The sequence below is a fragment of the Paenibacillus glycinis genome (genome assembly GCF_009909185.1).
GTDB classification, from domain to species: Bacteria; Bacillota; Bacilli; order Paenibacillales; family Paenibacillaceae; genus Paenibacillus_Z; species Paenibacillus_Z glycinis.
Map to the genome: position 1 here is coordinate 153513 of NZ_JAAAMV010000025.1, position 21992 is coordinate 175504.

Sequence of the window (21992 nt, forward strand, 5' to 3'; positions counted from 1 at the left end):
GGAAGCGCTTCGCCTCAGAAGCATTCCGCCGGTCCTTCGCATTTTCGCGTTTTCCAATGTAAATTACACTTTACATTATGTATGCTTTATATTACATTATGTATAACATAATTGACTCAAGATTCGTCATTACAGGAGGAGCCCACGATGTCCTATCAAGAAAAGAAGCATCTCGTTAACGGAATCGGCAGTTTATTGTTATTTGCGGTTTATTGTTGGTTCGTGCTGCAGCGGCATGAGGCGGGGAGCTTCGATTCCACCGCGTCCTTCCGCTTCTGGGCGGCCGCCATTCTCATCCTGATCCCGCTGTCGATCGCGGCGAAGATCATCCTGACGATCCTGTTCAACATCGTCTACCGCATGACGGATCGCGAGAAGGAGCCTTCTTTCTCCGACGAGCGCGACAAGCTGATCGGGCTGAAGGCCACGCGGAACTCCCATTACGCGTTCGTGCTCGGCTTTCTCCTGTCGCTCGGGTCGCTGATCCTGAATGCGGAGCCCTCGGCAATGTTCGTCATGCTGATGTTCGCCGGAGTCGCGTCGGAGCTCGTCGGCGCGTTCACGCAGCTCTATCTGTACCGGAAAGGATTCTAAGATGGTCAAACTCTCGGTTCACAACCACATCCGCAAATTGCGCTTCGACCGCGATGAAATGACGCAGCAGCAGCTGGCCGAGAAAGTAGGCGTGACCCGCCAAACCATCGTCGCCATCGAGAAAGGCAACTACTCCCCTTCCTTGGAACTGGCGTTTCGCATCGCGCTCGTCTTCGGTTCACCGCTCGAAGAGGTATTTTATATCGAGCTTCCCGAAGCCTAAGGCTTCTGCTTGTCGTTCCCTGTTCCATGCGCCTTGTCCGCTGACATCGCCCATAACGTTCGAGGAGGAAGCTGATATGAAAGCCGTGATATGCGCCAAATACGGCACGCCTGACGTGCTGCGGTTCACCGAAGTCCCCGCCCCCGTGCCCGGAGAGGGCCAAATACGGGTACGCGTCCGCGCCGCGGTCGTAACCCCGTCGGACTGCTCCTTTCGCAAGGCCGACCCGTTCATCGTCCGGTTCGTGTACGGACTCGCGAGACCGAGGAATCCGATCCTGGGGGTCGAGCTGGCCGGGGACGTCGAATCCGTCGGCAGGAGCGTGACCGCCTTCAAGCCCGGCGATCGGGTGTTCGGCGTCAGTCCCCGCACCTTCGGCGCGCATGCCGAGTTCAACTGCCTGGACGAAAACGGGCCGCTCGCGATCATGCCGGCCAATCTGACGTACGAGGAAGCCGCGGGGCTCAGCGACGGCGCGCCGACGGCATTGATCTTCCTGCGGGATATCGCGGCGATCCGGCCCGGACAGAAGCTGCTGATCAACGGCGCCTCCGGGGCGGTCGGCGCTTACGCGGTGCAGCTCGCCAAGCATTACGGCGCGGACGTGACCGGGGTATGCAGCACGGACAATCTGGCGCTGGTGCAATCGCTGGGCGCCGATAAGGTCATCGATTATACCCGGACCGACTTTACCGCGGGCAGGCAAACCTACGACGCGATCTTCGACGCGGTGGGCAAAAGCTCGTTCCCGCGCTGCGCGGGCGCGCTGACGCCGCAGGGCGTCTATCTCTCCACGAGCCTCAAGCCGACGATGATGGTCCATGCGCTGCGTACGGCCAAGCGCGAAGGCAAGAAGGCGCGGTTCGTCGCCGCGGGCTTGCGGCAAACCCGGGCAAACTTCGACTTTCTCCGCGAGCTTGCCGAAGCCGGCGGCATCCGACCGGTCATCGACCGGCGTTATCCGCTCGAACAAGCTGCCGAGGCGCACCGCTACGTGGAGACGGGACGCAAGAAGGGGAACGTGATTTTAACGTTGTGACGCCAGCGGTCCGCGTCACGCGGCCCGATCGAAAATAAAACCGGGGAGCCCTCCTGGCGAGGCCTCCCCGGTTCGACGTCGGGCATTAGTGGGGTATTAATGTCCATCTCAATCCTCGGTTCGTTAGGCGGCAACGGTTGCCGGCGCATGCCATCTCGGTTCGTCGGCCGGCGCATCCATGCCGAATTCTTATTGCGGCGCCATCATCTTGCCGAGCTCGTCGAGCAGCCGCTCCCGCGTGACCGGATCGTCGTAATTCCGGCGGCTGTTCATGACGTACACGTGACCGTTCTTCACGGCCGGCAACGTCGACCAGACCCGGGTCGCGAGCAATACCTTCGTCGCCGTCGTCGTTTCCTCCGTCTCGTGCAATGCTCGAACTTTCTCGAATTCGGCCGCAAAAAAGGCCAACCAGCAAAAACTGGTTGACCCCATGACACGGAAGGCCGCGATGCCGCTGGCACCGCGGCTCCCGGTAACCGCTCGCGCGCAACCGATTGTCCGACTACCGGTCGCCCTGCCTACAAATTCTGCTCGCTGACGCCCTTCTCCGGGTCGAAGGTCAGCATCTTCGTGCCGATCTTGTCGATGAAGAACCGGTCATGGCTGACCGTCACGACCGCGCCGGGGAAATGGATCAGCGCCTGCTCCATGACCTGGATGCTCATGAGATCCAGATGGTTGGTCGGCTCGTCCAGGACGATGACCGCGGCGCCGGAGAGCAGGCATTTCGCCAGCGCGACCCGCGCCTTCTGCCCGCCGGAGAGGTTGCCGATGAACTTGCTCAGGTCATTCTCCGAGAATTGCAGCATCGCGAGGAACTTGTTCACCTTCTTGCGCGGCGCGTCCAATCCCAGCCCGTACGTATTGACCGCATGGCTCACGGTATCCTTCGGATCGAGCTCCTCCCACATCCGGTTGAAGTACGCGTAGCCGACGCCTTTCTCCCAGACCACCTCGCCGGCTTCCGGCTTCTCTTGCCCGGTCAGCGCCTTGATGAGCGTCGACTTCCCGCTGCCGTTCGGGCCGACGATGACCAGACGGTCATCCTTCTGAATATCGAAGCTGACGTTCTCGAAGATCCGCCGTCCGTCGTAGGTTTGCCCGATCCCCTTCACCTCGCACAGCTTGTCCGGAAAGCGCAGCCGCTCGTAAATGTCGGTGATCAGCACGTTGACGGGATGCGGCTCGATTCGCTTCTTATTGTCCGCGAGCTTGCGGGAGAGACGATCCTTGGCGGATTTGCGGCTCGCGCGGGTGTCGATGGCCTCCGCCTCCATGACGAGCAGCTCTTCCTCCCACTCGAACTGGCGGTCCAGCTCCTTCTTGCGCATCTTCTTCTTGCGCACGTAATCCGTGTAGTTCCCCTCGTACGTCTGGAAATGGTAATTCTCGATCTCGATCGTCTGCGTCACGACTTTATCGATGAACTCGCGGTCATGGGACACCAGCAGCATGGCGCCCTTGAAGCGGAACAACCATTGCTCGAGCCATGCAATACCCTCGATATCGAGGTAATTCGTCGGCTCGTCGAGCAGGACGACGTCGGGCTGCTGGATCAGCATTTTGGCGAGCGCGGCGCGGTTGCGCCAGCCGCCGGACAACTCGTCGACGGGCTGGTTGCGCGAGCGGTCGTTAAAGCCCAGCTTCGTCAGCACCGTGTTGATCTCGACGGAGACGTTCCAGCCGTCCAGATGCTCCATTTGCTCGAACAATTCCGCCTGCCGCGCGAGCAGCCGTTCCATCTCGCCGTCGTCCGCGACCAGGCCCATCTTCTCCCCGACGTCCTGCAGCTCCCGCTCGATCTGCGCCACCTGCTCGAAGCACAGCTCCAGCTCCTGCTGGACGGACAAACTCCCGTGCAGCTCCGAGAATTGCGAGAAATACCCGATCTTGACCTCGGGATCGACCTCCACTTTCCCGGACGTCGGCTCTTCTTGACCCAGGATCAGCTTGAACGCCGTCGACTTGCCGGCGCCGTTCCGTCCGATCAGGGCGATGCGCTCCCCCTGGCTCAAGCGAAAATAAATATCGCGGAAAATCAGCGAATCTTCGTATTTCTTCGTGACGTTCTCCAACCGAATTACGCTCATGGTTCTCTCCTTCTCGCTTATGCGGCACTCGCAGTCTGGCTCGATTATACCACTACGGGAGGACGCGCCGTACGCCGCCCGACAATAAAAACGGGACAACGGCCCGATATTCGCCATTGTCCCGTATGCCCATCCGCTCTCCTACTTCTCGATCTTGCCCGTATCCACGACTTCGAAATCGCTGCCCTTGACCTTCCCGAGCGCATGCAGATCGTCGTCGTCCCAGCGCGGGTCCGGCGCGCCGCTGAGGTAGAGGTTGCTGCCGTTGTCGGCGACGATCATGCCGTATTGCTTGAGCGCGCGCAGGATCGCTTGATTCGTCTTGGAATAGCCGGCGATGTCGAAATCCTGCCGCAGCCGCAGCCGCAGTCCCATCGGCGGCAGGTTAGGATCCGTGCTGCCAGATGCATAATGGCTCGCAGGCGCGATGAAGCCCTTCTGCGTCTTGCTCACGGTGAACCGCAGGGCGTGGTCGATCTCGCCCGCGGCCGCTTCGTCGTAGCGGACGAGCCCGGGGAAGATCGGCAGGCCCGCGGCATCCGCCGAGGTCCAGCCCTTCGGCCGCTGCGCGTTGGACTTCAGGTCCCACTTGGCGCCGCCGGACGCCGTCCAGCCTGAACCCGACGGGCGCGCGTTGAAGAGCTCGTAAAGCATCAGGTTGTCCTTGTCGACCACGATGACATGCCGGTCGCCGTCGCCGTTCGGCCCGCCCTCGATCGGCGCGTTCGGGGGAATCGGATACGGACCCGGGTCGCTCTCGTCGCCGTAGTCCGTGAACGTTACGTTCACTTTCGCCTGGTCGCCGCCGACGACCGTATACGGAATGCCGATCGGCGCGCCGTCCCATACCGTGCCGAAGTCGGCGTGCATGCCGACGCCGGCGCCGATGGAGGCGATATATTGCTTGGCATTCGCGTTCACCGGATATTTGGAGATGTCCGTATTCCACGCGTTGTCCTTCGGAAACGCTTGCAATCCCGCCGGATTCGCCGGCTGGTTGGCCGGGGGCTTCGCCGGTTTGGTGCCGATATAGACGGAATTCGTCGCGTTCTCCCACGCGACCGGCTTGCCGAGCGACTCCCCGATGAAGCGGAGCGGCACGTAAGTCGTGTTTTTATAGACGAAACCTTGCGCATCCTTCGGCGGCTGTTTGTTCACCCCGTCGAAATAATAGTGAATGCTACGAAAATCGACGTTGATCGAGCCGGTCGCCGCATAGCTGAGCCCGGAGAAGAACACCGCGCCGCATGCGAAACCGATCGTTGCCGCTTGCCAGCTTTTCCGCTTTCCCATCCTGTTCACTCCTCTTGCAGGTTATGGACCTCATTGTAGCGGCGCGGGAGCCGGTCAGCCATAGGGCGGGGAGCCCTTTTTGGATGAGAATTTTCTTATTCGGGTCGATGCGTCGCAGTTAAGCGGAGCGACGAGCGTTTTCGGATGCGTCGCGGCGATCGGCGCGAGAGCGATTCGGGACAGCTTCTCTTTCGACTGCGTTCCCGGGGGCCGTACCGTTTTCCGTCGGCCGATTATTCACTCGCATCGCCGCATAATCTTAGGTAGGACTCTTTCCCAGGGGGCGATCAGGTGAACCGTGCCAAACCGAACTTCCTCGTGCTTCTCGTCGACGAGGAGCGTTATCCGCCCGTTTACGAAACGCCCGCGATCAAGCGGTGGCGCCTGGACCATCTGGTCGGGCAGCGCTTGCTGCGGGAACACGCGCTGGAATTCCACCGGCATTATATCGGGAGCGCCGCCTGCTGCCCGAGCCGCGCCACCATGTTCACGGGCCATTATCCGTCGCTGCACGGCGTCACGCAGACGACGGGCCTGGCCAAGGAAGCGTTCGATTCCGATATGTTCTGGCTGGACGCGAATACGGTTCCGACGATGGGCGATTATTTTCGCGCGGCCGGCTACCGGACGTACTACAAAGGAAAATGGCATATCTCGGACGAGGACGTCATCATCCCCGGCACCCATGACAGCCTTGCCAGCTACGACCCCGTCACCGGCGTGCCCGATCGGGAAAAGGTGCGGCTCTACGCGCGCGCGGGACGGCTCGAGCGCTTCGGCTTCTCCGACTGGATCGGTCCCGAGCCGCACGGGCGCAATCCCCGGAATTCCGGCTCCTCCGCGGCAATCGGCCTCAGCGGACGGGACGAGGTCTACAGCGCCGAGGCCGCGCAATTAATCGAAGCGCTGGACGGCGAACGCAAGGCCGGCCGCCATGCCGAGCCCTGGCTCGTCGTCGCTTCCTTCGTCAATCCGCACGATATCGTGCTGTACGGCGACCAGACCGCGCGGCTGAAGCATGCGTTCCGCTTCGAGGCGGAGCCCGCGATCCCCGATATCCCCCCGCCGCCGACGATCGGCGAGTCCCTCCTGACGAAGCCGCGCTGCCAAGCGAGCTACCGGGATATCTATCCGCTGGCGCTCCAGCCGATCAACGACGGCGGGTTCTACCGCAGGCTCTACTATCAGCTCCAGCAAAATGCCGACCGTCAGCTAACGGCCGTATTCGAAGCGCTGACTCGCTCGTCCATGTACGAGAATACGATCGTGATCTTCACGTCCGATCACGGAGACCTGCTCGGCTCGCACGGGAATCTGCATCAGAAGTGGCACTGCGCCTACGAGGAGGCGCTCCATGTGCCGTTCCTGATTCATAATCCGCGCATGTTCCCGCAGCACCGGGACGTCCATGCGCCCACCAGCCATCTCGACCTGCTGCCGACGATGCTCGGGCTGGCAGGCGTGGACATCGAAGCCGCGCGGCATCGGCTGCAGCCCCGCTTCAGCGATGCCAGGCCGCTCGTCGGGCGCAACCTGGCGCCGTCCATCGGAGGCGCGCAACCGTCCTCGCTTCCGGACGTACCGGTTTATTTCATGACCGAGGACAATCCGACGCAGGGCCAGCATCAGGTGAATCCGTTCGGCCGTCCTTATCCGTCCGTCGTCCAGCCGAACGGCCTCGAGACCGTAATCGCGCCGATCGTCCTGCAAGGACGGAAGCAGCTCTGGAAGTTCTCGCGCTACTATGACAGTACACCGCATGCCGCCTCGGGCGGAACGGCCCCGGTCCAAGACGAGTTCGAGCTGTACAACATGACCGAGGACCCGCTGGAGACGCGGAACCTCGCGCATGCCGGCCTCGCGACTCCGCATAGCCGCAGCGTCCAGACGCGGATGATGCAGCTGCTGGCGGAGGAGCGGAAGCGGAAACGGCTGACGCCCGCGAGGCGCGTAACTTGATTCAAAAGTATTGCTGTCATAGCGCAGCTCGCGGATTCGACAGCTCGGCTTCCATAGTGCTACTCGCGAAGCATTTCTGCTTGCTGCTATTTCCACTTTCGGCCACTACTGCTTTTGCTTACTGCTGCTTATGCTTCCTGCGCTTCGTTGATCCATGCCCCCGATATTCGCATTATTAATTTATCGCAAATCTATCATTGACACCGAATGCCCAATGATAGTATATTCCTACTAATTCACTATGTTTTATACACATTAACTGTTATAGGGGGCTTATCATTGATGACCGTTTTATCTGCCAAACGCAACACGTTTCTCCTGACTGCCGCGCTGTCCGCGGCTTTGCTCGTCGCCGGCCAATCCGCGGCGTACGCTTCCCCGGCCTCTCCCGCCGCCGCGCCGACCGCCGACAAGGAGATCAGCTCCGCGGAATACGCGGCTTTCTTGAAGGACAAATTCGGCGTGACGCTCCCCGCCAACGTGACCCGTGGCGAGTTCTTCGCCGATCTGGTCCGCTCGACGTCGCTCGCGCCGACCGACGAAGCGGTCTCTTTCAAGGATTTGAGCGCGACGAGCCCTTACTACGACGCCGCCAAAGCGCTCTACCAAAACGGCGTGCTCGCCTCGGATACCGTGAACGCCGCGAAACCGCTCGGCGCCGCGAACGCCGTGCAGACCGCCGTCCGCGCTGCCGGACTCAAGGAATTGGCCTATTCGTATCCGCGGGCCAAAGCGGAAAAAGCCGTCGCCAAGCTGCCGGTCAAAGCATCCGCGCTCGACCTGAAGACCGTTCAGGAGCTTGCCGTCGCCGTCGACACCGGATTGCTGCCTGCCGATTATTACAACCAGCTGCAGCCGAACGCCGCCGTTACCGCGGACCTCGCGAACCTGCTGATCGGCAAGACGCTCGTCTTCAAAGGCCAGTTCAAGCATTATATCGGCTATGTCGGCGACGCCGACATTTATACGAAGCTGACGGACGCGTACAACGAATCCGCCATCATCAAGTCCGACGAGCTTCAGAAGATCGTCGACACCGCCCTCGAGAAAGGGCTGGTCACGGGCTATAACCTGAAGGACAGCCATTTCGAGCCGAATTTCGTCGAATCCCTGTCGCTCGTCTACGGACACTCCGACCTCCATCACGCCCTTCAGCTGATCGGCCTGCTGCGAAGCGAGGGCCTCGACGCCAAAGTGCAGTTCGAGCCGAAAACTTCCGCCTTCGTCTACCTGAAGGAATGGGGCGAGCCGGGCGTATCGGAGCAATACGAGGTGAAGCAGATCGCCAACGGCAACTACATCGAATACGCGAAGGAATTCGACATCGCCTTCGAATTCGCGACAGCCGCCGACAAAGCGCGCTTCAACGCCGTCGTGAACGCCTACGCCAAGAAGAATGAAGAGAACCAGCAGGGCCTGATTGCCGGCTCGTGGTGGCAGCCGCTCTACTACTCGCTGACGCCGCTTCCGGAATACAAGGAAATCACGAACAACAAGATCGCGATCGGCCGCTATTACGCGCAGTCCTTCTCCCTGAAGGAACAGTCCCAGGCGGTCATCGACGGGTTCAAGCAAGTGGATCCTTCGGTCAAGGTCGAGAGCTACGATTTCTGGACGGATGTTCCGTTCTTCAATTATCTGAACGGCGAACCGCTGTAAAGTTCTACGCATCGCGCAGGTCTATATCAATGCATCGACAAGGGGTTGTCCGTTAAGGGCAGCCTCTTGTTGTCGTTCGCGGCCGCCCGCGCCGTCCAGTCACGCCCAACTGGGCTGGTGCATAGGATACTCCATGTTCAATATGGAGGTCATTCAACCATGAGCTCGAAAACCAATGTACAACATGAAACGACGCCGATCTATACGTGCGATTCCAAGGTGCATCATACGTTAAAGACCGTCCACGACCACCTGCATCAATTATGCTGCGGGCATACCCACCGGCTGGTCAAGGTGGAGACCATGGACGGCGACGTATTCGAAGGGCATATCGTCCACTGCGACAAGAGCATCCTCTACATCCGGTTGTCGAACGAAGGCTGCAACCGCGCGTTTTTTCCCGGCCCCGTGAGCCCGTATTACAATAACTTCGTGCTTCCGCTCGTCCTGTTTAATCTGCTTGCCATCTCGCTGCTCTAAAGCGAGCACGGCAGCCAATTCATGAAGGAGTGATCAGCATGGCTTTTATGCCTCCCGTCGGACCGCAAGGCACGCAGCCGCCTCCGTCTTCGCCTCCGCCGCAATCGGTTCCGCCAAAACCTTTATCCGCGTCGACGCTTGCCATCGATCCGGGAGCCATCTCCCGCTGCTTGTTTCGCAATACGTACATTTGGCCGCGCAGCGGTCAGGGCTTCTGGTTTTATCCGATCTTCGTCGGCCGCACGTCCATCTCGGGCTTCCGCTGGAACGGTTTCTTCTGGATGTTCTCCGGCTTCGATCTGCAGCGGATCGATGCCTTTACGTGCGTATAACGCGCTGATTGTTCGCTAGACCGCAGCCGGAGCGCCCTCATCCAGGGGGACTCCGGTTTTTGCCGTGCATTGACATTGGACAAGGAGGAGGAAAATAAACTCTTCAAGTAGGGTTCGCGACAAAGGCGGGGGGCTAAAGGTATGGGGAGCAAGCAGGAATTCGTGGTCGTGGTCGTGGTCGTACCGTTTTCGGAAATCAAGAAATTCGTCGTGATCGATATCGTCGGCGGGACGGTGCTGTACTATATGCTCTTGCTCCCGCTTCACTCGGTACTCGCCGCCATGACCGGCAGCATGGTCGGTCCCCTGCTCATCCGCCGGACGTTGAAGAAACGGCCCCGTTGATCTCGCTTCGCATGAGATACGGATAGAGCAGCGCAAGCCCTGCTATATATAGCGCAAACACGAAATAAGCAGGCAGCAGATGAACGAAATCGGTATAGCCGATCATGAAATGCACGCTTAATCCGGCGACGAACCCGGGCGCGCCGCCCCAGAGGAGCGTCCACCACATCCATTTGGCGCCCTGCCGCAGCCCCCATAACGCGAAAATCAGAATCATGACGGCGTCCGAGAACAGCGCGCCGCCGAATCCGGCACGGTCATGGGCGATCAGCGGAATGAGCCGCGGGTTCGCGAGATCCAGGCTTTCCCGTGCCATGCCCAGGTAGCGGATATCCTCGGGCACGAAGACGTTCGTGACGCCGACGGAAGCGATCACGATGCCGCCCACGCACAGCGCGGCGCCGACAACGACGAAGCACAACTGGCCCCAAAGCGCCCGTCGCCAGGCCAAGCTGTTGCGCAGGTTGACCGGGTCCCGGTTGAGACGGTCGGGATTGCGCCGCATGGCCAGCAGAAACATCGGAAAAAGCACGATGGCCGCCGCGGCATGCACGGGATCGAAGAAGCCGTAGCCGAGGTAGAGGAAAAAGCTCGGAAACCCGGCCGCGCCCGAAGCCAGCAGGGCGACCCGCGCCCAGTGCACGCCGTATCGAAGGCCATGCTTCGCCAATTGGCAGTACAGAATGCCGATCGACAGCATCGTGCCGGCCAGCGTGATCCGGTCATGCGACATGAAATGCAGCAGATGCGGGTCGATCGCGTTTACTTCATCCCATGTCATGCGGAGAAAGGCTTCGTCGTAGGGAAGGAGCACCGAGGTCGACGCGATGAACCATGCGATGATGCCCCCGATGATCATGCCGATCCCGAGCAGGCACATCCAGCCCCAATTTCGCCAAAATGACTGGCCGGCCGGTAGCTCCGCCTGCGCCAGCTTGCGGTGAATGATGGCTTCGTTGACCCGCTTCGGCAGTCCCGGACCGGAGTAGACGAACCCGCTGTGCAGCAGTACATAGTCGGCGCCGGCTTCGATCAGATCCAGCGCATCCGCAGGCTCGTGGACGCCCGCGGAAGCGAATAGGAGGGGTGTTCCTGCGGCTTGCGCTCGGATAGCGCTTAGCTTCGCGACGGAGGCTGCCTTCCCGGTACGGCCTACTGTCGCGCCTGCCGGACCGTTGGTATAATCGCCTATGAAGAAGCCGCTCCACGTCTCCGGATCGGCTGCGCCGACCAGCGCGGCTAACTGCGTCTCCGGGAGCTCCAGGGGGATGTACAGCAGTATCGCCGTCTCGCTCGCAGGCTGTTCCCGGATACAGGAGGCGATCTGGCGGAGGATGCGTTCGTTCTCATCCCGGCTTCTTCCTTGCGCTGCCGCCTCTATGATAAGGGCCGACACCCGGCTCTCGTTCATGAATCGGTCCACGAGCGAGCGCAGCTCGTCGATTGCCTGCTCCGGGTTCGTTTCCGGCATCGGGGCAATGCGCGCGAGCTGCGGCAGCCGGTGACCGGGGTTGCGTATGCGGCGCAGGGCCGCTTCCGCGCCGACGTTCTCGTAGGCGCTGGGGTAGACGATCGTCTCCTCGCGCCGATCCATCCGAATCGGCGACGCGTCCGTGATCGGGTCCGGCGTAATCGGACCCACTTCCACGAAGCCGAAGCCGAGCTGGGCGATCGCGCGCGCGGCGATGCCTTCGGGATCCACCGCGCCCGACAGGCCGACCGGCGTCGGCAGCGTCGTTCCGGACAAGCGGCTCGCGAGGATAGGAGCCGGATCCATATGACCCAGCGTCTTGATTAACAAGGTGCCGCCGGGAAGCAGGCTGACGTTCCGCATTGCGCGAAGCGTCAATCCCCGGGCCCGTCTGGCAGGCAAACGGAACAAGCCCGGGCGGAAAATCGTTTGATAAGACCAGTCGGGCATGCCGGACTCCACCGCCTTCGCATCTGCATTACCCAAATAATACCAGCTACGCATGCGCCTCGTCGACAAGTTTTAAGGGGAACGGGGTCTATTCCTGCAAGGCTACCTAATGGAAAGAACCCCCAAACGCCGAATCAGAACCGGGCGGCATGCCCGGTTCTGATTCGGCTTGCATCTTGCATTTACAGATAGCGGATCGCCGTGCCGTACACGTTCACGGCCCCGGCCGCGAAACCGGGCGTGATCATCATGCCGATGACCGCGTCGCACTCCGGAACCGCCCCGCCCGCGCGGCCGAGCTGCTGCAGCACGTTAAGCGGCGAATTATTGCTTACTTTGCCTGCATAGACCACGCACAGCGCTTCGTAGGCCCGAGGCAGCGAGTGCACGGTAAATACCGGGACAACCCGTTCCGACGCGGCCGCCGGCTCTTTCGACGGCGCATTTTTGTTGCCGAACATGGACGAATCCCCCCGATTGTCGTTTTGCTTTCCATTATACCAGACTTGCGCTTAAGCGCGGCGGGGTATCCGGGCAGCTTCCAAAGCAAGCTTCTGTCCCCGGAGAAACCGGCGCAGCGGTTATGGGCTTTCTTGCCGGGGTGCGAATCGGATTGGCAGGATACGGTCATGTTCGCTTTCGGGACAAATATTAATTTATGGTAAATAGGATTCAGACGTCCGCTCGAAAATGATAAGCTGTATTGGCCTGACCGCCTATGCAAAAATCGCCGGAATCCATCCATTTTCCTATCCCAATTCCGCCTATTGCAGGAAAATCGGCCCGGATCGGCGAAAGAGAACCAAAATGAAGTCAAACCTTGTTGAATTTCAGCAAACGGAGGCGATGATCTTGGAACAACTACCGCTTCCCCCCGCCAAACCGAGAAACCATCCAGCCCGCAAATGGATCGTTGCCGTCCTGCTGCTCCTGCTCCCTTTATCGATCGGGTTCTACGGTTATCTCCCTCAGTACAACAGCTTCACGGCCCCCGGCGAGATCGTTCCCGTCCAGGAGATCGGCGTGCACGGCAGCGTCCGCTTCGTCTACGTGCGCGAAGGCGTGACGCGCAACCGGTACGAGAAACTCACGGTAAGCCGATCCTATCCGGACGCGCATTTCACGCGCGTGGATGCCTCCGCGGGGGACGACTTCGACGACATGCTGGACATCGAGCAGGACATGAAAAACGACACGATCCGGCATGCGATCGATTCGGCGGCGGCCATCACGGACCAGACCGGCACCGAGGAAGAAACGGCAACCAAATTGAACGCGTTGATCGACGAAACCGCGCAATACTACGGAAATTCGATCGGCCTCATGCTCGGCATCGGCCTGTACGAGGAAGAGCGCCGCGAAGATTTCTCCCGAGGCGGCCAGCTTACGATTGCCGGCACGGGCACGCTGGAAGAGGACCACTCGGTCGGTTCGGTCGGCGCCATTCGCGAGAAACTGCAAACGGCCGAAGCTGCGGGGGCGGATATTTTTTTCGTGCCGAAAGATAAAGAAACCTTTATGTACTTCGGGCCCAGCAACGAGGAAGAAGCGCTGCAAACCGCCGACGAGCTGCGGTTGCACCTTCATGTCGTGCCGGTGGCTTCCTTGGAAGAAGCCATTGCCTGCTTGAAACAACTACCCTATACCTAAACCGGAGCGTGAACCTGCTTGCCCTTGAAATCCGAACTCATGACGTTTGTCCTCAAAATTCTTCTGGCCGCGCTCGTCGCGCTGGCCGCTGCCGATCTTGTCTTCTCCACGGTCTATATGATGGACGAGGAGCTGTTCAGAGAACGTCTCGTCGCCGTATACGGTTTCGTCGATTCCGTATCGGCCGTGCTGTATATTATCATCATCGTGGTTTATTTAATTTGGATCTACCGCGTGCATATGGACTTGAACCGGCTCTATCTGCAATACCCGCGCACGCCGGGGAGCGCGCTGGCATGCATGCTGATTCCGGTCTACAACCTTTACGGCCAGCCCTCGACCTTCCGGCTGATCGGAAGTCATTATCAACGGACGGCCGCCCTGCGAAAGACCGGCCAATGGATCCAGGGCTTAGCCGTGCCGCTGGTCATCATCATGTCGGCCTCGAATGTGTTGGGCCGTTTCGTGGCCAATGCCGATGAAATCCCCGGTTCGATATTGTTCGCGTCAAGCTTAATTACATTCGTGACGTATAGCTTGTTCCTCGCGCTCTGCCTGCTGGTATCCAAAGGCTTAATCGGCGTTCAAGAGAGAATCGCGGACGAACCCGCGACGGAATTGACGCCCAAGCTAATCCAGGAACCTCCGTTCGTCTTGAAAAGCTAACCCCGCTTATAACTCTGTCTTGATCAAAAAGAGCCGGCAAGCGCCTCAAACGAGGAGCTTGCCGGCTCTTGACGATATATGAACGGAATCGGTCAGGCCGACTATTCGGTCACGACCTCCGTATCGGGCGTCAACGTCGTATAGTACTGCGGCGCCTCCATCTGACCCGTCGCCGTGAGGTACTCCTCCACGAGCTGATCCGCATTGATGGATGACGAAGCGAGCCAATCGGCATATAAATTGCCGAATCTCGCATACAGCCAGTCGGACGTATACGCATTGCTGAAGCTGAAGATGTCATAGATCTCGCCGACGGTGTTGACATGCTTCCTGCCGGCCTCGTCGGTCCAGGTCACCTTCTGATTCAAGTTGACCGTGCGGATATCTTCGGTCTGGACCGAGAGATAGCGGCCATCGTATTTGAAATAGATGCGGATCGACTTCTCGTACGGATGTCCCTTCAGGATCTTCCACCCGGCCATGTCTCCGGTCGCGGCAACCTCGTACATGCCGGTCGTATTGGCCGGCTTCGGCTTCTCGGCATTGACGATCAGCCTCGCGGCGCCCAGCGAGAGAATCATCCGATAATTCGCGGCATCCCATTGCAGCCCGGCTCCCAACGCTTTCACGAGAACGTCGGCCGTGAAGAACGTCTGCCCCTTGTCCACGATCGGGGCGCCTTTCATGACGAAGGCTTTGCCGTCTATTTTCGCTTTTGCGGTTCCTCTTGCGATGGCGATTTTCGTCTTTCCGATTTGAATGCCGTAATTTTTCGTCGGAGCATCGTAGCTTACCGTTCCGCCCAAAGCGTAAATGACCGGCGTCAGCGGCAGGTACGTCACGCCCTTGATCACCTTTGCCCCTGCCACGGGCTCGGCTGCGCTGGCGCTGATCTTCACGGACCGCGTTTTACCGCCGGCTTCGACGTTGATCGTGGCTTCTCCTACGGCCGTCGCTTTAATATCGTCGTTATCCAGAAATTTAAGCATATACGGCTTGTCGATCCAGATGCGGGCGCTATCGAGATCGGAGGATACGGTGCCGTCGGCATATTGGATCCGGATCGAAAAATCGCTGGTCTGCCCGACGTTAAGCTTGACCTTGGATACTTTAACGGAGAGATCCGTTACCGTTACCGTTGCCGTGCCGGAATCTTCCCCTTCTTCGGCAAACGCCGCTGCCTGCATCGTGAATATGGACAAACACAACAGGAGGAGCAGCGCTGATAATTTAGTCCTAAATAGATTCAAGATTCATCCCTCTTCCAAAATAGATAATGATTTACAAGGGGATTATATCCTATTAAATCTCGTTCTTCTACAAAAATATGTATATTTCCCGTGCGCGACTCGACAGTATTCGAGCCGTTCGCTCACAGCCGCTCACCCACACCCGCTCCAACTCCCGACCCGCGACGCCCGTTTATAGACATGAACCCCTAACCGCGCTCGTACACTATAGAAGGAAGCTCGTTCGGGAGGGATGAAGATGAAAATTACGTCCGGCGGATTCGAGGCGGTGTATTACGGCCGCGTGTTCGCCTATGGGATGAACCCCATCGAGATTGTCTTGTCGGAAGAAAACGACCCGCTCACCTTCGTATTCTGCATCGAGCGCGATCCCGAGCGGGACGAATTCACGACGGACATCCGGCTTGTCCGCTACAACGAGGTCAGGATCGCGTGCGTCAACTTTCCGCGCGGGAAGCCGACCGGCAACCAGGACATGATCCACCTCGGCGTCCTGCACAACCGCAAGCTCTCGCTGCGCTACGAGGTGACGATCAATTCCGACGCGACGTCTTGGGCGCTGACGTTCACCTTTTTCTCGGGCGAGGGGGTCGCGCAGCAATGAACAAGATCGAGATTCAGGACCCGAAGGTAGCCAGCAAGATCATCGCGGCGAACGCCGAGAGCGACAAGCGCAAAGCGGAGCTCGGCTTCCTCGGCAAATTCTTCGGCTCGGGCGAGAACGTGCGCCTGTATATCGTCGGCACGATCGCGCTCGGTATCTTGCTGATCGCCCTCGTCTATACGCTCATGCCCGATCGGTACCGCTCGGCCGACTTCGGCCTGAAGGAAATGTGGACGCTCTTCGTGCTCCCCGTCGAGTCGACGATCATCGGCTACTTGATCGGGTCGCGGTCCAAGGACGCCGGAAGCTGAAGCAGCCGAAGAGCGCCGCGGGCAGAGGCGCGGCCGCCTTGGCTAGTCGCCCTCCATGCCCGAACTCGTTTCTCGAATGCCGCGACTCCGGCGATCATCTCGTTCGCCCGTACTGTCTGCCGTACCGCATCACGGTCCGGTGCAGCCGCTTGTCGCCAAGCGACTTGAGCGCATTGAAATTCGGCCGCGTGTTCACTTCCAGAATCCACAGCCGGCCCTGGCGATCGAGCGCCACGTCCAGGCCAAGCTCCTTGAACCGGGTGCTGTGGCGGTCGAAGCAGCGCGCCGTCTGGCGGCCCAGCGTCTTCAGGCGCCGTTTGTACCGGTTGATCTGGACCGGGCTGCAGCCCGACCGCCGCAGCGTCGGCTCGATCAACGCCAGCTTGCCGCCTTGGTGATAGTTCGTGACGACTTTGTTCCGCTTGCCCAGCTTGACGAACAACGCGGAGGGCACCCATTTTCCGCCGGACCGCTGCATCGTCATGCGCACGTCGAAGGGCCGTCCGCCTGACGTCCGCAGGGCAATGCCCTTCTGCAGCAAGTAGCTCCGCCCGCGGGCGATGCCCTTCAGTCGGCCATACAGGGAACCGGCGGAGGACACCTGGAAGGTGCGCATGTCTTTCTTGACGCTGAACCTCCGCGGAGACAACCGAACGACGCGCGCGATCCCGCTGCCGCCCGTTCCGTCCGTCGGTTTGAAGTACACCGTTCTATAGCGTCCGGTCATCGCCCTCAGCGACGAACGGCTGAACCGTCTTGTCTCGGGAACGAACCGTCTCAATGCGCGGTCCGCCCGCAACCACTTGGTCTTCGTCCATTTGCTCTTGACCGACATGCTGCCGCTGCCTTTTCTACGCATGCTGTTCCTCTCCTTCGCGCCTCTCGGAATAGAGTACTTCTCCCCTGCGGGAACGGACACGGCAGATATCATGGTCGTACTGGAACCGGAGGAGTTTATTAGGGGGAACTTGTTCAGGGCTGGCGTTATTGCGGATGCTCGCTGAATTAATCAAGTGATTGCAGAAGGCGTTCGTCAAAAAGCGCGACCGGGCTCCCTAGCCGGCCGCACGCAATATTCGATTATAAAAAACAGAGCAATCGAGTTCATGCCTCGGTTGCTCTGTTTTCGAAAACGTTATAGCTTGCCTCAACCTAATTTTTTAATCAATATCGAAGCATTTACGTTTGTTTGCGTTCCTCCGGCTAATGTCTGCAGCGTTACCGCAACAGCCGACGCATTATTTCGCAGCGTAACAACATCACCGGCTGTCAGCGTAACAATGGCTTGTCCACTGGTTATTTGCGTGCCGGCACCGGAGCCATATATGGTTCCCGGCACTACCGCACCATTGACGGACAAGCCAAATTGACTCGGTTCCACGCCTGACACGGAAAATGTGATCTCGTAAATGCCCGAGTTTGCAACCGTAATCGTCGAGGTTGAAGGAGCGTGAATAAAGCCAGATGTAAGAATGCCATTCGTATCAAAAAAGACATCAGCTCCTATCGGAACGACTTCAGCAGAAAGGTTATAGATATAAGCATATTCAGCTATCTCACCCGCAGGGCCTGGGTTCCCTTGTGGGCCTGTAGGGCCTTGCGGGCCTGTAGCACCTGTTACTCCCGTAGCACCCGGATCGCCTTGCACTCCTGGATCGCCTTTGTCGCCTTTGTCGCCTTTGTCACCTTTTGGCCCCACAGTGCCTGGTGCCCCCGCAACACCCGGATCGCCTTTGTCGCCTTTCGGCCCTACATTGCCTTGTGATCCCTCTGGACCTCGCTCCCCCGTACCGCCCTTTTCTCCTTTTTCTCCTGCGGTACCTTGTACTCCCGGATCGCCCTTATCGCCTTTGTCGCCCTTCGGTCCTGTCGAACCTGAACCTGACGATCCCGCCGGACCTTGCATTCCCGTCGCCCCGGTCGCTCCCGTATCGCCCTTGTCGCCTTTATCCCCCTTGTCACCCTTGTCGCCTTTTTCACCTTTTGCACCCTGCAGAACGGATGTCTGGGTATCAATGGAGATCGTTTTCTTGGCGGAATTCCAAATCACTTTGGCATTAAATAAGTCGGCGAAAAAACGTACCGGCGCCATAACCCGGTTCTGTATAATCGTGGCAGGTTGATCGAGCGTGACCTTCTTTTCAACCCCGCCAATTGTAATACTGGCAGTTGTGTTACCGATACTCAGCGTCCCCGAAGTTTCTCCATTAACCACAGTCAACGTTTGTGTAGAACTGTTCCAGTTGAGAGACACGCCAAGCGCGTCCTCGACGACCTTCATAGGCACAAGCGTGGTTCCATTGATGATAACAGGTTCGACATCATTCGGGACCACATATCCATTTACGATAATTGAGATTTCCGACGTCTGGGCGACCGGAGCCGCTTGCGCGACAGGAACCGCTAACAAGGTCATTCCAAGCACAACCGCGATGGATAATTGCCGTCTTTTCATTTTCAACACGTTGCTTTCCCTCACTTTGTAGGCATTTGTAGTTGGATAGCCAACTCTGAATCTATCGACTCCACTACTATAACATACAATTCCGAACAAAAATTGACATAAATCGCCATACAAACTCAGTAATGATCGAAACCAACATGCTTCATTGACGAGCCAAGGGCCGGGGCAGCCACCGTGTAATCGGTGTTGCCCCGGCCCTTGTTTTCATGTGTATCTCCAGTGCTGAGGGTTCGATTGCTTCATGATGGGAATACGAAGCATTCCAGCCTTCTAGCGGTCATCGCGATAGCGCTGCCTGCGCATCCACTGGGTCGCGACCCATTTCTCCCCGGCGGCGACGGGGTTTCCCGCATGCAGCGTAAGCTCGTTGAACCGGGGATCGTTATAGAAATACTCGAAATAAACGGCGCTGCCTTTTCTCGGCATGACCGTGAACTGAAGCGAGGGAAAATACGTTTCGCCGCCTTCCTCCACGTCGTTCAAATACATCACCAGCGTGCTGATGCGATTGTTGACGACGTTCTCCGACGAGAAATAGTCCACATGCGGCCGATACTGCTCACCGGCTTGATAATGCAGGATTTGCAGCGGTTCGGCATGGGAGACCGGGATATGCATCAGCTCGGAGACGCGGGCTTCGACGGTTTGGATCAGCGCGTTCTCGCTTTCCTCGACGAACATGCCGCTGCTTGTCCGAATGTCGCTGACGACGTGGGAATTGCCGATCTTCGCCCGCTGCATCCTGTCCTGCGCGAAGTCGATCAGCGCCTCGCACTCCGTACCGCTTAAGACGTTGGCCAGGATTAGAATAAGCGGTTCCTCGATTCGGCCGATGATCGATATCTCGCGGTCCGCCGTGCGGATTCGGTTTCCGCCCGCCCGTAAAATCGCCTGCTCTTTAATGCTCATCGTAACATCCTCCGTTCCGGAATGTTGAGGAAGAAGCGAATCAACATTAGGTCAGTCGTTTTACTAATTCTTCAAGGAAACAGAAATTCCTTCCATTTCCTAAGAATACGAGCCCTTCTATCCCTCGCCGCAGTCGCAGCCGCGCAACAAAAAACAGCGCGCGAAGGTCAAACCTCCGACGCGCTGCAGGTTCATTGCCATCCGACTCGCCCTAAGCCCGATGTTTGTTCAAAAATTCCAGCATTCGCCGGTACACGGCGATTTCATTGCTTCGTTTGGAGAAGCCGTGTCCTTCGTCCTCCAGCACCAAATACTCGACGTCCGTCCCCTGCGCCTGCAGCGCGGCTACGATTTGGTCCGATTCGGCCTTCACGACCCGCGGGTCGTTGGCGCCCTGGATCACCAGCATCGGCTTGACCATCTGCTTCAAATACGTAATCGGCGAATCCTTCGTCAGGCGCTCCTTGTCCCGCTCCGGATGGCCAAGCCAGCGCTCCATGAGCGGCTTCCAGTCTTCCGGCACGGAGTCGATGAACGTAAATAAATTGCTCGGCCCGAAGATATCGACCGCCGCCCGGAAGTAATCGGGATGCCGGCCGGCCAGAAGCAGCGTCATGTAGCCGCCGTAGCTGCCGCCGACGACGAACAGCTTGTCGCGGCTCGAGATACCCTGATCGAACAACCAATCCATGCCCGCCAGGCAGTCGAGCCGCGGCCCTTCGCCCCAGTCGCCTTCGACCATCTTGACGAATTCGGAGCCGTAGCCGGTGCTGCCCCGGAAATTCGGCGCGAAGATGTTGTACCCGTAGGCGAGCATGAACTGGAACATCGCCCGGAAGAACTTCCCCTCCGCCGCCTGCGGTCCGCCGTGCGGCCAGAAGATCGTATACCCGTTCGCCGTCTCGGCTTTCGCCCGGAAGAGCAGCGCTTCGATCTCCAAACCGTCAAAGGACGAATACCGGATCACGTCCGGATCGACCAGATCCTCTTCGGACAGGCCGATTACCCGATTCTGCGTCAGCCGCTTCCATTCCCCGCCCGCATAGCTGTAGATGTTAAACGGCTGCACGGCGCCGCGTCCCAGCACGTATACCGTACCGGATTCGGCGACGACCGCCTTCTCCACGACGTCTACCGGCAGCGTAACCGGAACGGCTTCCCCGCCCGCAAGCGGCTTCGCGTACATCCGATGCTCCGTGCCCCGTTCCGTCCAGATGTACAGCTGGCCGGAAGCCTTATGCCATTTGATCGCGGAGACCGCCTCGTCGCCGAATTGGCACACCACCGAATACGCGCGGCTCGCAAGACTGTATTGCATCACGTAGGCGAATTCGCTGTCCACGTCGGTGACGTACACCAGCGTGTCGTTGTCCGTGAAAATAAAATTGTGGCTGACCTGCACCGCCTCCGGGTTCGGGGATACGACCGACTCTTCCCCCTCCGCCATGACGACGGCCAGCTGATGCGTATTGGCGAACGTCTTCAGCACGACGAACCGGTTTTCCTCCGGGCTGACCGCCTCCAGAAACGTCGGCTGTTCGCTGCCTTCGCGCAGCAGCTTGTCCGCGCCGGTCGACAAATCGAACACGCGCGCGTTCAGAAAGCTCGGATTCTCCCGCGAAGTCACGTAATACAGGCGCTCTCCGTCTGGCGTCAAATGAATCGCGTAAAATTTCTCCTGCGGCGTTCCTTCGATCAACGGAAGCGGATGCCCGCCTTCCGCCGGCAGGGCATAGATATGATAGTTCTCGTCCCCGTCCCGGTCGAAGCCGGCGAGAATGAAGCGTCCTTGCGGATCGACCTCGATCGCGTTCGCATTCTGGTTGTTGTACGTCAGCGGATAGGGATACGTATCCGGCAGATTCATCGCCCATAGATTCGGCTGACCGTTCAAATTACTGCTGAAGATCAGCCTTTTCTCATCCTTAGATACCGTAAAATCGCGAATGACGTACGTTTGGAAAAACTGCTCCACATCCGGTTTCGGAAATTGAATCATTCCTGCCGCCTCCCATACATGAATGTTGTTCTCTCTCGACAGAACTTCTCTTGCCTACTATGATAAGTGATCCGGCTTGGAAAGTCGAAAGGAACCTGCATGGCTCGGGACTTGGCCCCGTTTGAAAGAGAACAACGGTTGTCCGCCGGTCCGCGAATAGCAAGATACCCCTCCGGAGCCTCGTCGCACGTCCAAAGGGGT

The 21992-nt window shown here is 58.9% G+C and carries 22 protein-coding genes; 12 read left to right on the top strand and 10 right to left on the bottom strand.

Features of this window, described 5'->3' with window-relative positions:
• Window positions 1-147: 147 nt before the first annotated feature.
• The 3 genes from GT019_RS25110 to GT019_RS25120 all read left to right on the top strand — a co-directional run bounded on the left by GT019_RS25110 (window position 148) and on the right by GT019_RS25120 (window position 1856).
• Window positions 148-594 (top strand): hypothetical protein, encoded by a 447-nt coding sequence (locus tag GT019_RS25110; RefSeq protein WP_161746181.1) that lies wholly within the window; start codon window positions 148-150, stop codon window positions 592-594.
• 1 nt (window position 595) lies between these two features.
• Window positions 596-817, top strand: coding sequence for a helix-turn-helix transcriptional regulator (locus tag GT019_RS25115; RefSeq protein WP_161746182.1), 222 nt, complete (start codon window positions 596-598; stop codon window positions 815-817).
• 76 nt (window positions 818-893) lie between these two features.
• Complete coding sequence (locus GT019_RS25120) at window positions 894-1856, top strand: NAD(P)-dependent alcohol dehydrogenase (protein ID WP_161746183.1); 963 nt, start codon at window positions 894-896, stop codon at window positions 1854-1856.
• A 189-nt stretch (window positions 1857-2045) separates the two neighbouring features.
• Here the strand turns inward: GT019_RS25120 and GT019_RS25125 are convergent, their stop codons facing one another.
• The 3 genes from GT019_RS25125 to GT019_RS25135 all read right to left on the bottom strand — a co-directional run bounded on the left by GT019_RS25125 (window position 2046) and on the right by GT019_RS25135 (window position 5242).
• Entirely contained in the window at window positions 2046-2228 is a 183-nt protein-coding gene (locus GT019_RS25125) for an ABC transporter substrate-binding protein (protein ID WP_161746184.1), read from the bottom strand.
• Between the two features lie 149 nt (window positions 2229-2377).
• Complete coding sequence (locus GT019_RS25130; protein ID WP_161746185.1) at window positions 2378-3949, bottom strand: ABC-F family ATP-binding cassette domain-containing protein; 1572 nt, start codon at window positions 3947-3949, stop codon at window positions 2378-2380.
• Between the two features lie 141 nt (window positions 3950-4090).
• Window positions 4091-5242, bottom strand: a complete 1152-nt coding sequence (locus tag GT019_RS25135) for a copper amine oxidase N-terminal domain-containing protein (protein WP_161746186.1) — start codon at window positions 5240-5242, stop codon at window positions 4091-4093.
• 291 nt (window positions 5243-5533) lie between these two features.
• On the opposite strand from GT019_RS25135, the gene GT019_RS25140 reads away from it, so the two are divergent.
• From GT019_RS25140 to GT019_RS25160, 5 genes are all read left to right on the top strand, one after another.
• Window positions 5534-7201 (top strand): sulfatase-like hydrolase/transferase, encoded by a 1668-nt coding sequence (locus GT019_RS25140; protein ID WP_161746187.1) that lies wholly within the window; start codon window positions 5534-5536, stop codon window positions 7199-7201.
• Window positions 7202-7483: 282 nt separating this feature from the next.
• The gene (locus GT019_RS25145) at window positions 7484-8860 is read left to right on the top strand and encodes a hypothetical protein (protein ID WP_161746188.1); all 1377 of its coding nucleotides are present in this window, start codon (window positions 7484-7486) and stop codon (window positions 8858-8860) included.
• 159 nt (window positions 8861-9019) lie between these two features.
• A complete protein-coding gene (locus tag GT019_RS25150; RefSeq protein ID WP_161746189.1) occupies window positions 9020-9340 on the top strand; it encodes a hypothetical protein in 321 nt (106 codons plus the stop codon).
• A 38-nt stretch (window positions 9341-9378) separates the two neighbouring features.
• Window positions 9379-9672, top strand: a complete 294-nt coding sequence (locus tag GT019_RS25155) for a transporter (protein WP_161746190.1) — start codon at window positions 9379-9381, stop codon at window positions 9670-9672.
• 141 nt (window positions 9673-9813) lie between these two features.
• Window positions 9814-10017 carry a hypothetical protein gene (locus tag GT019_RS25160; RefSeq protein ID WP_161746191.1) on the top strand — a complete coding sequence of 68 codons (204 nt, stop codon included), beginning with the start codon at window positions 9814-9816 and terminating at the stop codon, window positions 10015-10017.
• Here GT019_RS25160 and GT019_RS25165 read toward each other — a convergent pair.
• Window positions 9983-11938 carry a dihydroorotate dehydrogenase gene (locus GT019_RS25165; protein WP_161746192.1) on the bottom strand — a complete coding sequence of 652 codons (1956 nt, stop codon included), beginning with the start codon at window positions 11936-11938 and terminating at the stop codon, window positions 9983-9985. The genes GT019_RS25160 and GT019_RS25165 overlap by 35 nt on opposite strands.
• A 182-nt stretch (window positions 11939-12120) precedes the next feature.
• Complete coding sequence (locus tag GT019_RS25170) at window positions 12121-12399, bottom strand: hypothetical protein (RefSeq protein WP_161746193.1); 279 nt, start codon at window positions 12397-12399, stop codon at window positions 12121-12123.
• A gap of 391 nt (window positions 12400-12790) precedes the next feature.
• Here GT019_RS25170 and GT019_RS25175 point away from each other — a divergent pair, with 391 nt between their 5' ends.
• Together GT019_RS25175 and GT019_RS25180 are read left to right on the top strand one after the other, a co-directional pair.
• Complete coding sequence (locus GT019_RS25175) at window positions 12791-13588, top strand: hypothetical protein (protein ID WP_161746194.1); 798 nt, start codon at window positions 12791-12793, stop codon at window positions 13586-13588.
• 18 nt (window positions 13589-13606) lie between these two features.
• A complete protein-coding gene (locus GT019_RS25180) occupies window positions 13607-14254 on the top strand; it encodes a DUF4328 domain-containing protein (protein WP_161746195.1) in 648 nt (215 codons plus the stop codon).
• 101 nt (window positions 14255-14355) lie between these two features.
• Here the strand turns inward: GT019_RS25180 and GT019_RS25185 are convergent, their stop codons facing one another.
• A complete protein-coding gene (locus GT019_RS25185) occupies window positions 14356-15504 on the bottom strand; it encodes a copper amine oxidase N-terminal domain-containing protein (protein ID WP_161746196.1) in 1149 nt (382 codons plus the stop codon).
• A 238-nt stretch (window positions 15505-15742) separates the two neighbouring features.
• Here GT019_RS25185 and GT019_RS25190 point away from each other — a divergent pair, with 238 nt between their 5' ends.
• Entirely contained in the window at window positions 15743-16108 is a 366-nt protein-coding gene (locus GT019_RS25190) for a DUF6864 domain-containing function (RefSeq protein WP_161746197.1), read from the top strand.
• The gene (locus GT019_RS25195; protein WP_161746198.1) at window positions 16105-16419 is read left to right on the top strand and encodes a hypothetical protein; all 315 of its coding nucleotides are present in this window, start codon (window positions 16105-16107) and stop codon (window positions 16417-16419) included. The genes GT019_RS25190 and GT019_RS25195 overlap by 4 nt, the downstream gene beginning before the upstream one ends.
• 94 nt (window positions 16420-16513) lie before the next feature.
• On the opposite strand, the gene GT019_RS25200 is transcribed toward GT019_RS25195, so the two are convergent.
• From GT019_RS25200 to GT019_RS25215, 4 genes are all read right to left on the bottom strand, one after another.
• Entirely contained in the window at window positions 16514-17278 is a 765-nt protein-coding gene (locus tag GT019_RS25200; RefSeq protein ID WP_161746199.1) for a YheC/YheD family protein, read from the bottom strand.
• Window positions 17279-17566: 288 nt separating this feature from the next.
• On the bottom strand, window positions 17567-18874 hold the full coding sequence (locus GT019_RS25205; RefSeq protein WP_235949297.1) for a stalk domain-containing protein: 1308 nt from the start codon (window positions 18872-18874) through the stop codon (window positions 17567-17569).
• 279 nt (window positions 18875-19153) lie between these two features.
• Window positions 19154-19792 (bottom strand): 2OG-Fe(II) oxygenase, encoded by a 639-nt coding sequence (locus GT019_RS25210; protein ID WP_161746201.1) that lies wholly within the window; start codon window positions 19790-19792, stop codon window positions 19154-19156.
• A gap of 211 nt (window positions 19793-20003) precedes the next feature.
• Window positions 20004-21791, bottom strand: a complete 1788-nt coding sequence (locus tag GT019_RS25215; RefSeq protein ID WP_161746202.1) for a S9 family peptidase — start codon at window positions 21789-21791, stop codon at window positions 20004-20006.
• Window positions 21792-21992 lie beyond the last annotated feature (201 nt).

Excerpts from the sequence above, each read along its gene's own strand:
- GT019_RS25195 (WP_161746198.1), top strand. The coding sequence starts at position 16,105 with ATGAACAAGATCGAGATTCAGGACCCGAAGGTAGCCAGCAAGATCATC.
- GT019_RS25155 (WP_161746190.1), top strand. The coding sequence starts at position 9,379 with ATGGCTTTTATGCCTCCCGTCGGACCGCAAGGCACGCAGCCGCCTCCG.
- GT019_RS25200 (WP_161746199.1), bottom strand. The coding sequence starts at position 17,278 with ATGCGTAGAAAAGGCAGCGGCAGCATGTCGGTCAAGAGCAAATGGACG.
- GT019_RS25110 (WP_161746181.1), top strand. The coding sequence starts at position 148 with ATGTCCTATCAAGAAAAGAAGCATCTCGTTAACGGAATCGGCAGTTTA.
- GT019_RS25165 (WP_161746192.1), bottom strand. The coding sequence starts at position 11,938 with ATGCCCGACTGGTCTTATCAAACGATTTTCCGCCCGGGCTTGTTCCGT.
- GT019_RS25135 (WP_161746186.1), bottom strand. The coding sequence starts at position 5,242 with ATGGGAAAGCGGAAAAGCTGGCAAGCGGCAACGATCGGTTTCGCATGC.
- GT019_RS25130 (WP_161746185.1), bottom strand. The coding sequence starts at position 3,949 with ATGAGCGTAATTCGGTTGGAGAACGTCACGAAGAAATACGAAGATTCG.
- GT019_RS25215 (WP_161746202.1), bottom strand. The coding sequence starts at position 21,791 with ATGATTCAATTTCCGAAACCGGATGTGGAGCAGTTTTTCCAAACGTAC.
- GT019_RS25115 (WP_161746182.1), top strand. The coding sequence starts at position 596 with ATGGTCAAACTCTCGGTTCACAACCACATCCGCAAATTGCGCTTCGAC.
- GT019_RS25145 (WP_161746188.1), top strand. The coding sequence starts at position 7,484 with ATGACCGTTTTATCTGCCAAACGCAACACGTTTCTCCTGACTGCCGCG.
- GT019_RS25160 (WP_161746191.1), top strand. The coding sequence starts at position 9,814 with ATGGGGAGCAAGCAGGAATTCGTGGTCGTGGTCGTGGTCGTACCGTTT.
- GT019_RS25205 (WP_235949297.1), bottom strand. The coding sequence starts at position 18,874 with ATGAAAAGACGGCAATTATCCATCGCGGTTGTGCTTGGAATGACCTTG.
- GT019_RS25190 (WP_161746197.1), top strand. The coding sequence starts at position 15,743 with ATGAAAATTACGTCCGGCGGATTCGAGGCGGTGTATTACGGCCGCGTG.
- GT019_RS25150 (WP_161746189.1), top strand. The coding sequence starts at position 9,020 with ATGAGCTCGAAAACCAATGTACAACATGAAACGACGCCGATCTATACG.
- GT019_RS25120 (WP_161746183.1), top strand. The coding sequence starts at position 894 with ATGAAAGCCGTGATATGCGCCAAATACGGCACGCCTGACGTGCTGCGG.
- GT019_RS25170 (WP_161746193.1), bottom strand. The coding sequence starts at position 12,399 with ATGTTCGGCAACAAAAATGCGCCGTCGAAAGAGCCGGCGGCCGCGTCG.
- GT019_RS25210 (WP_161746201.1), bottom strand. The coding sequence starts at position 19,792 with ATGAGCATTAAAGAGCAGGCGATTTTACGGGCGGGCGGAAACCGAATC.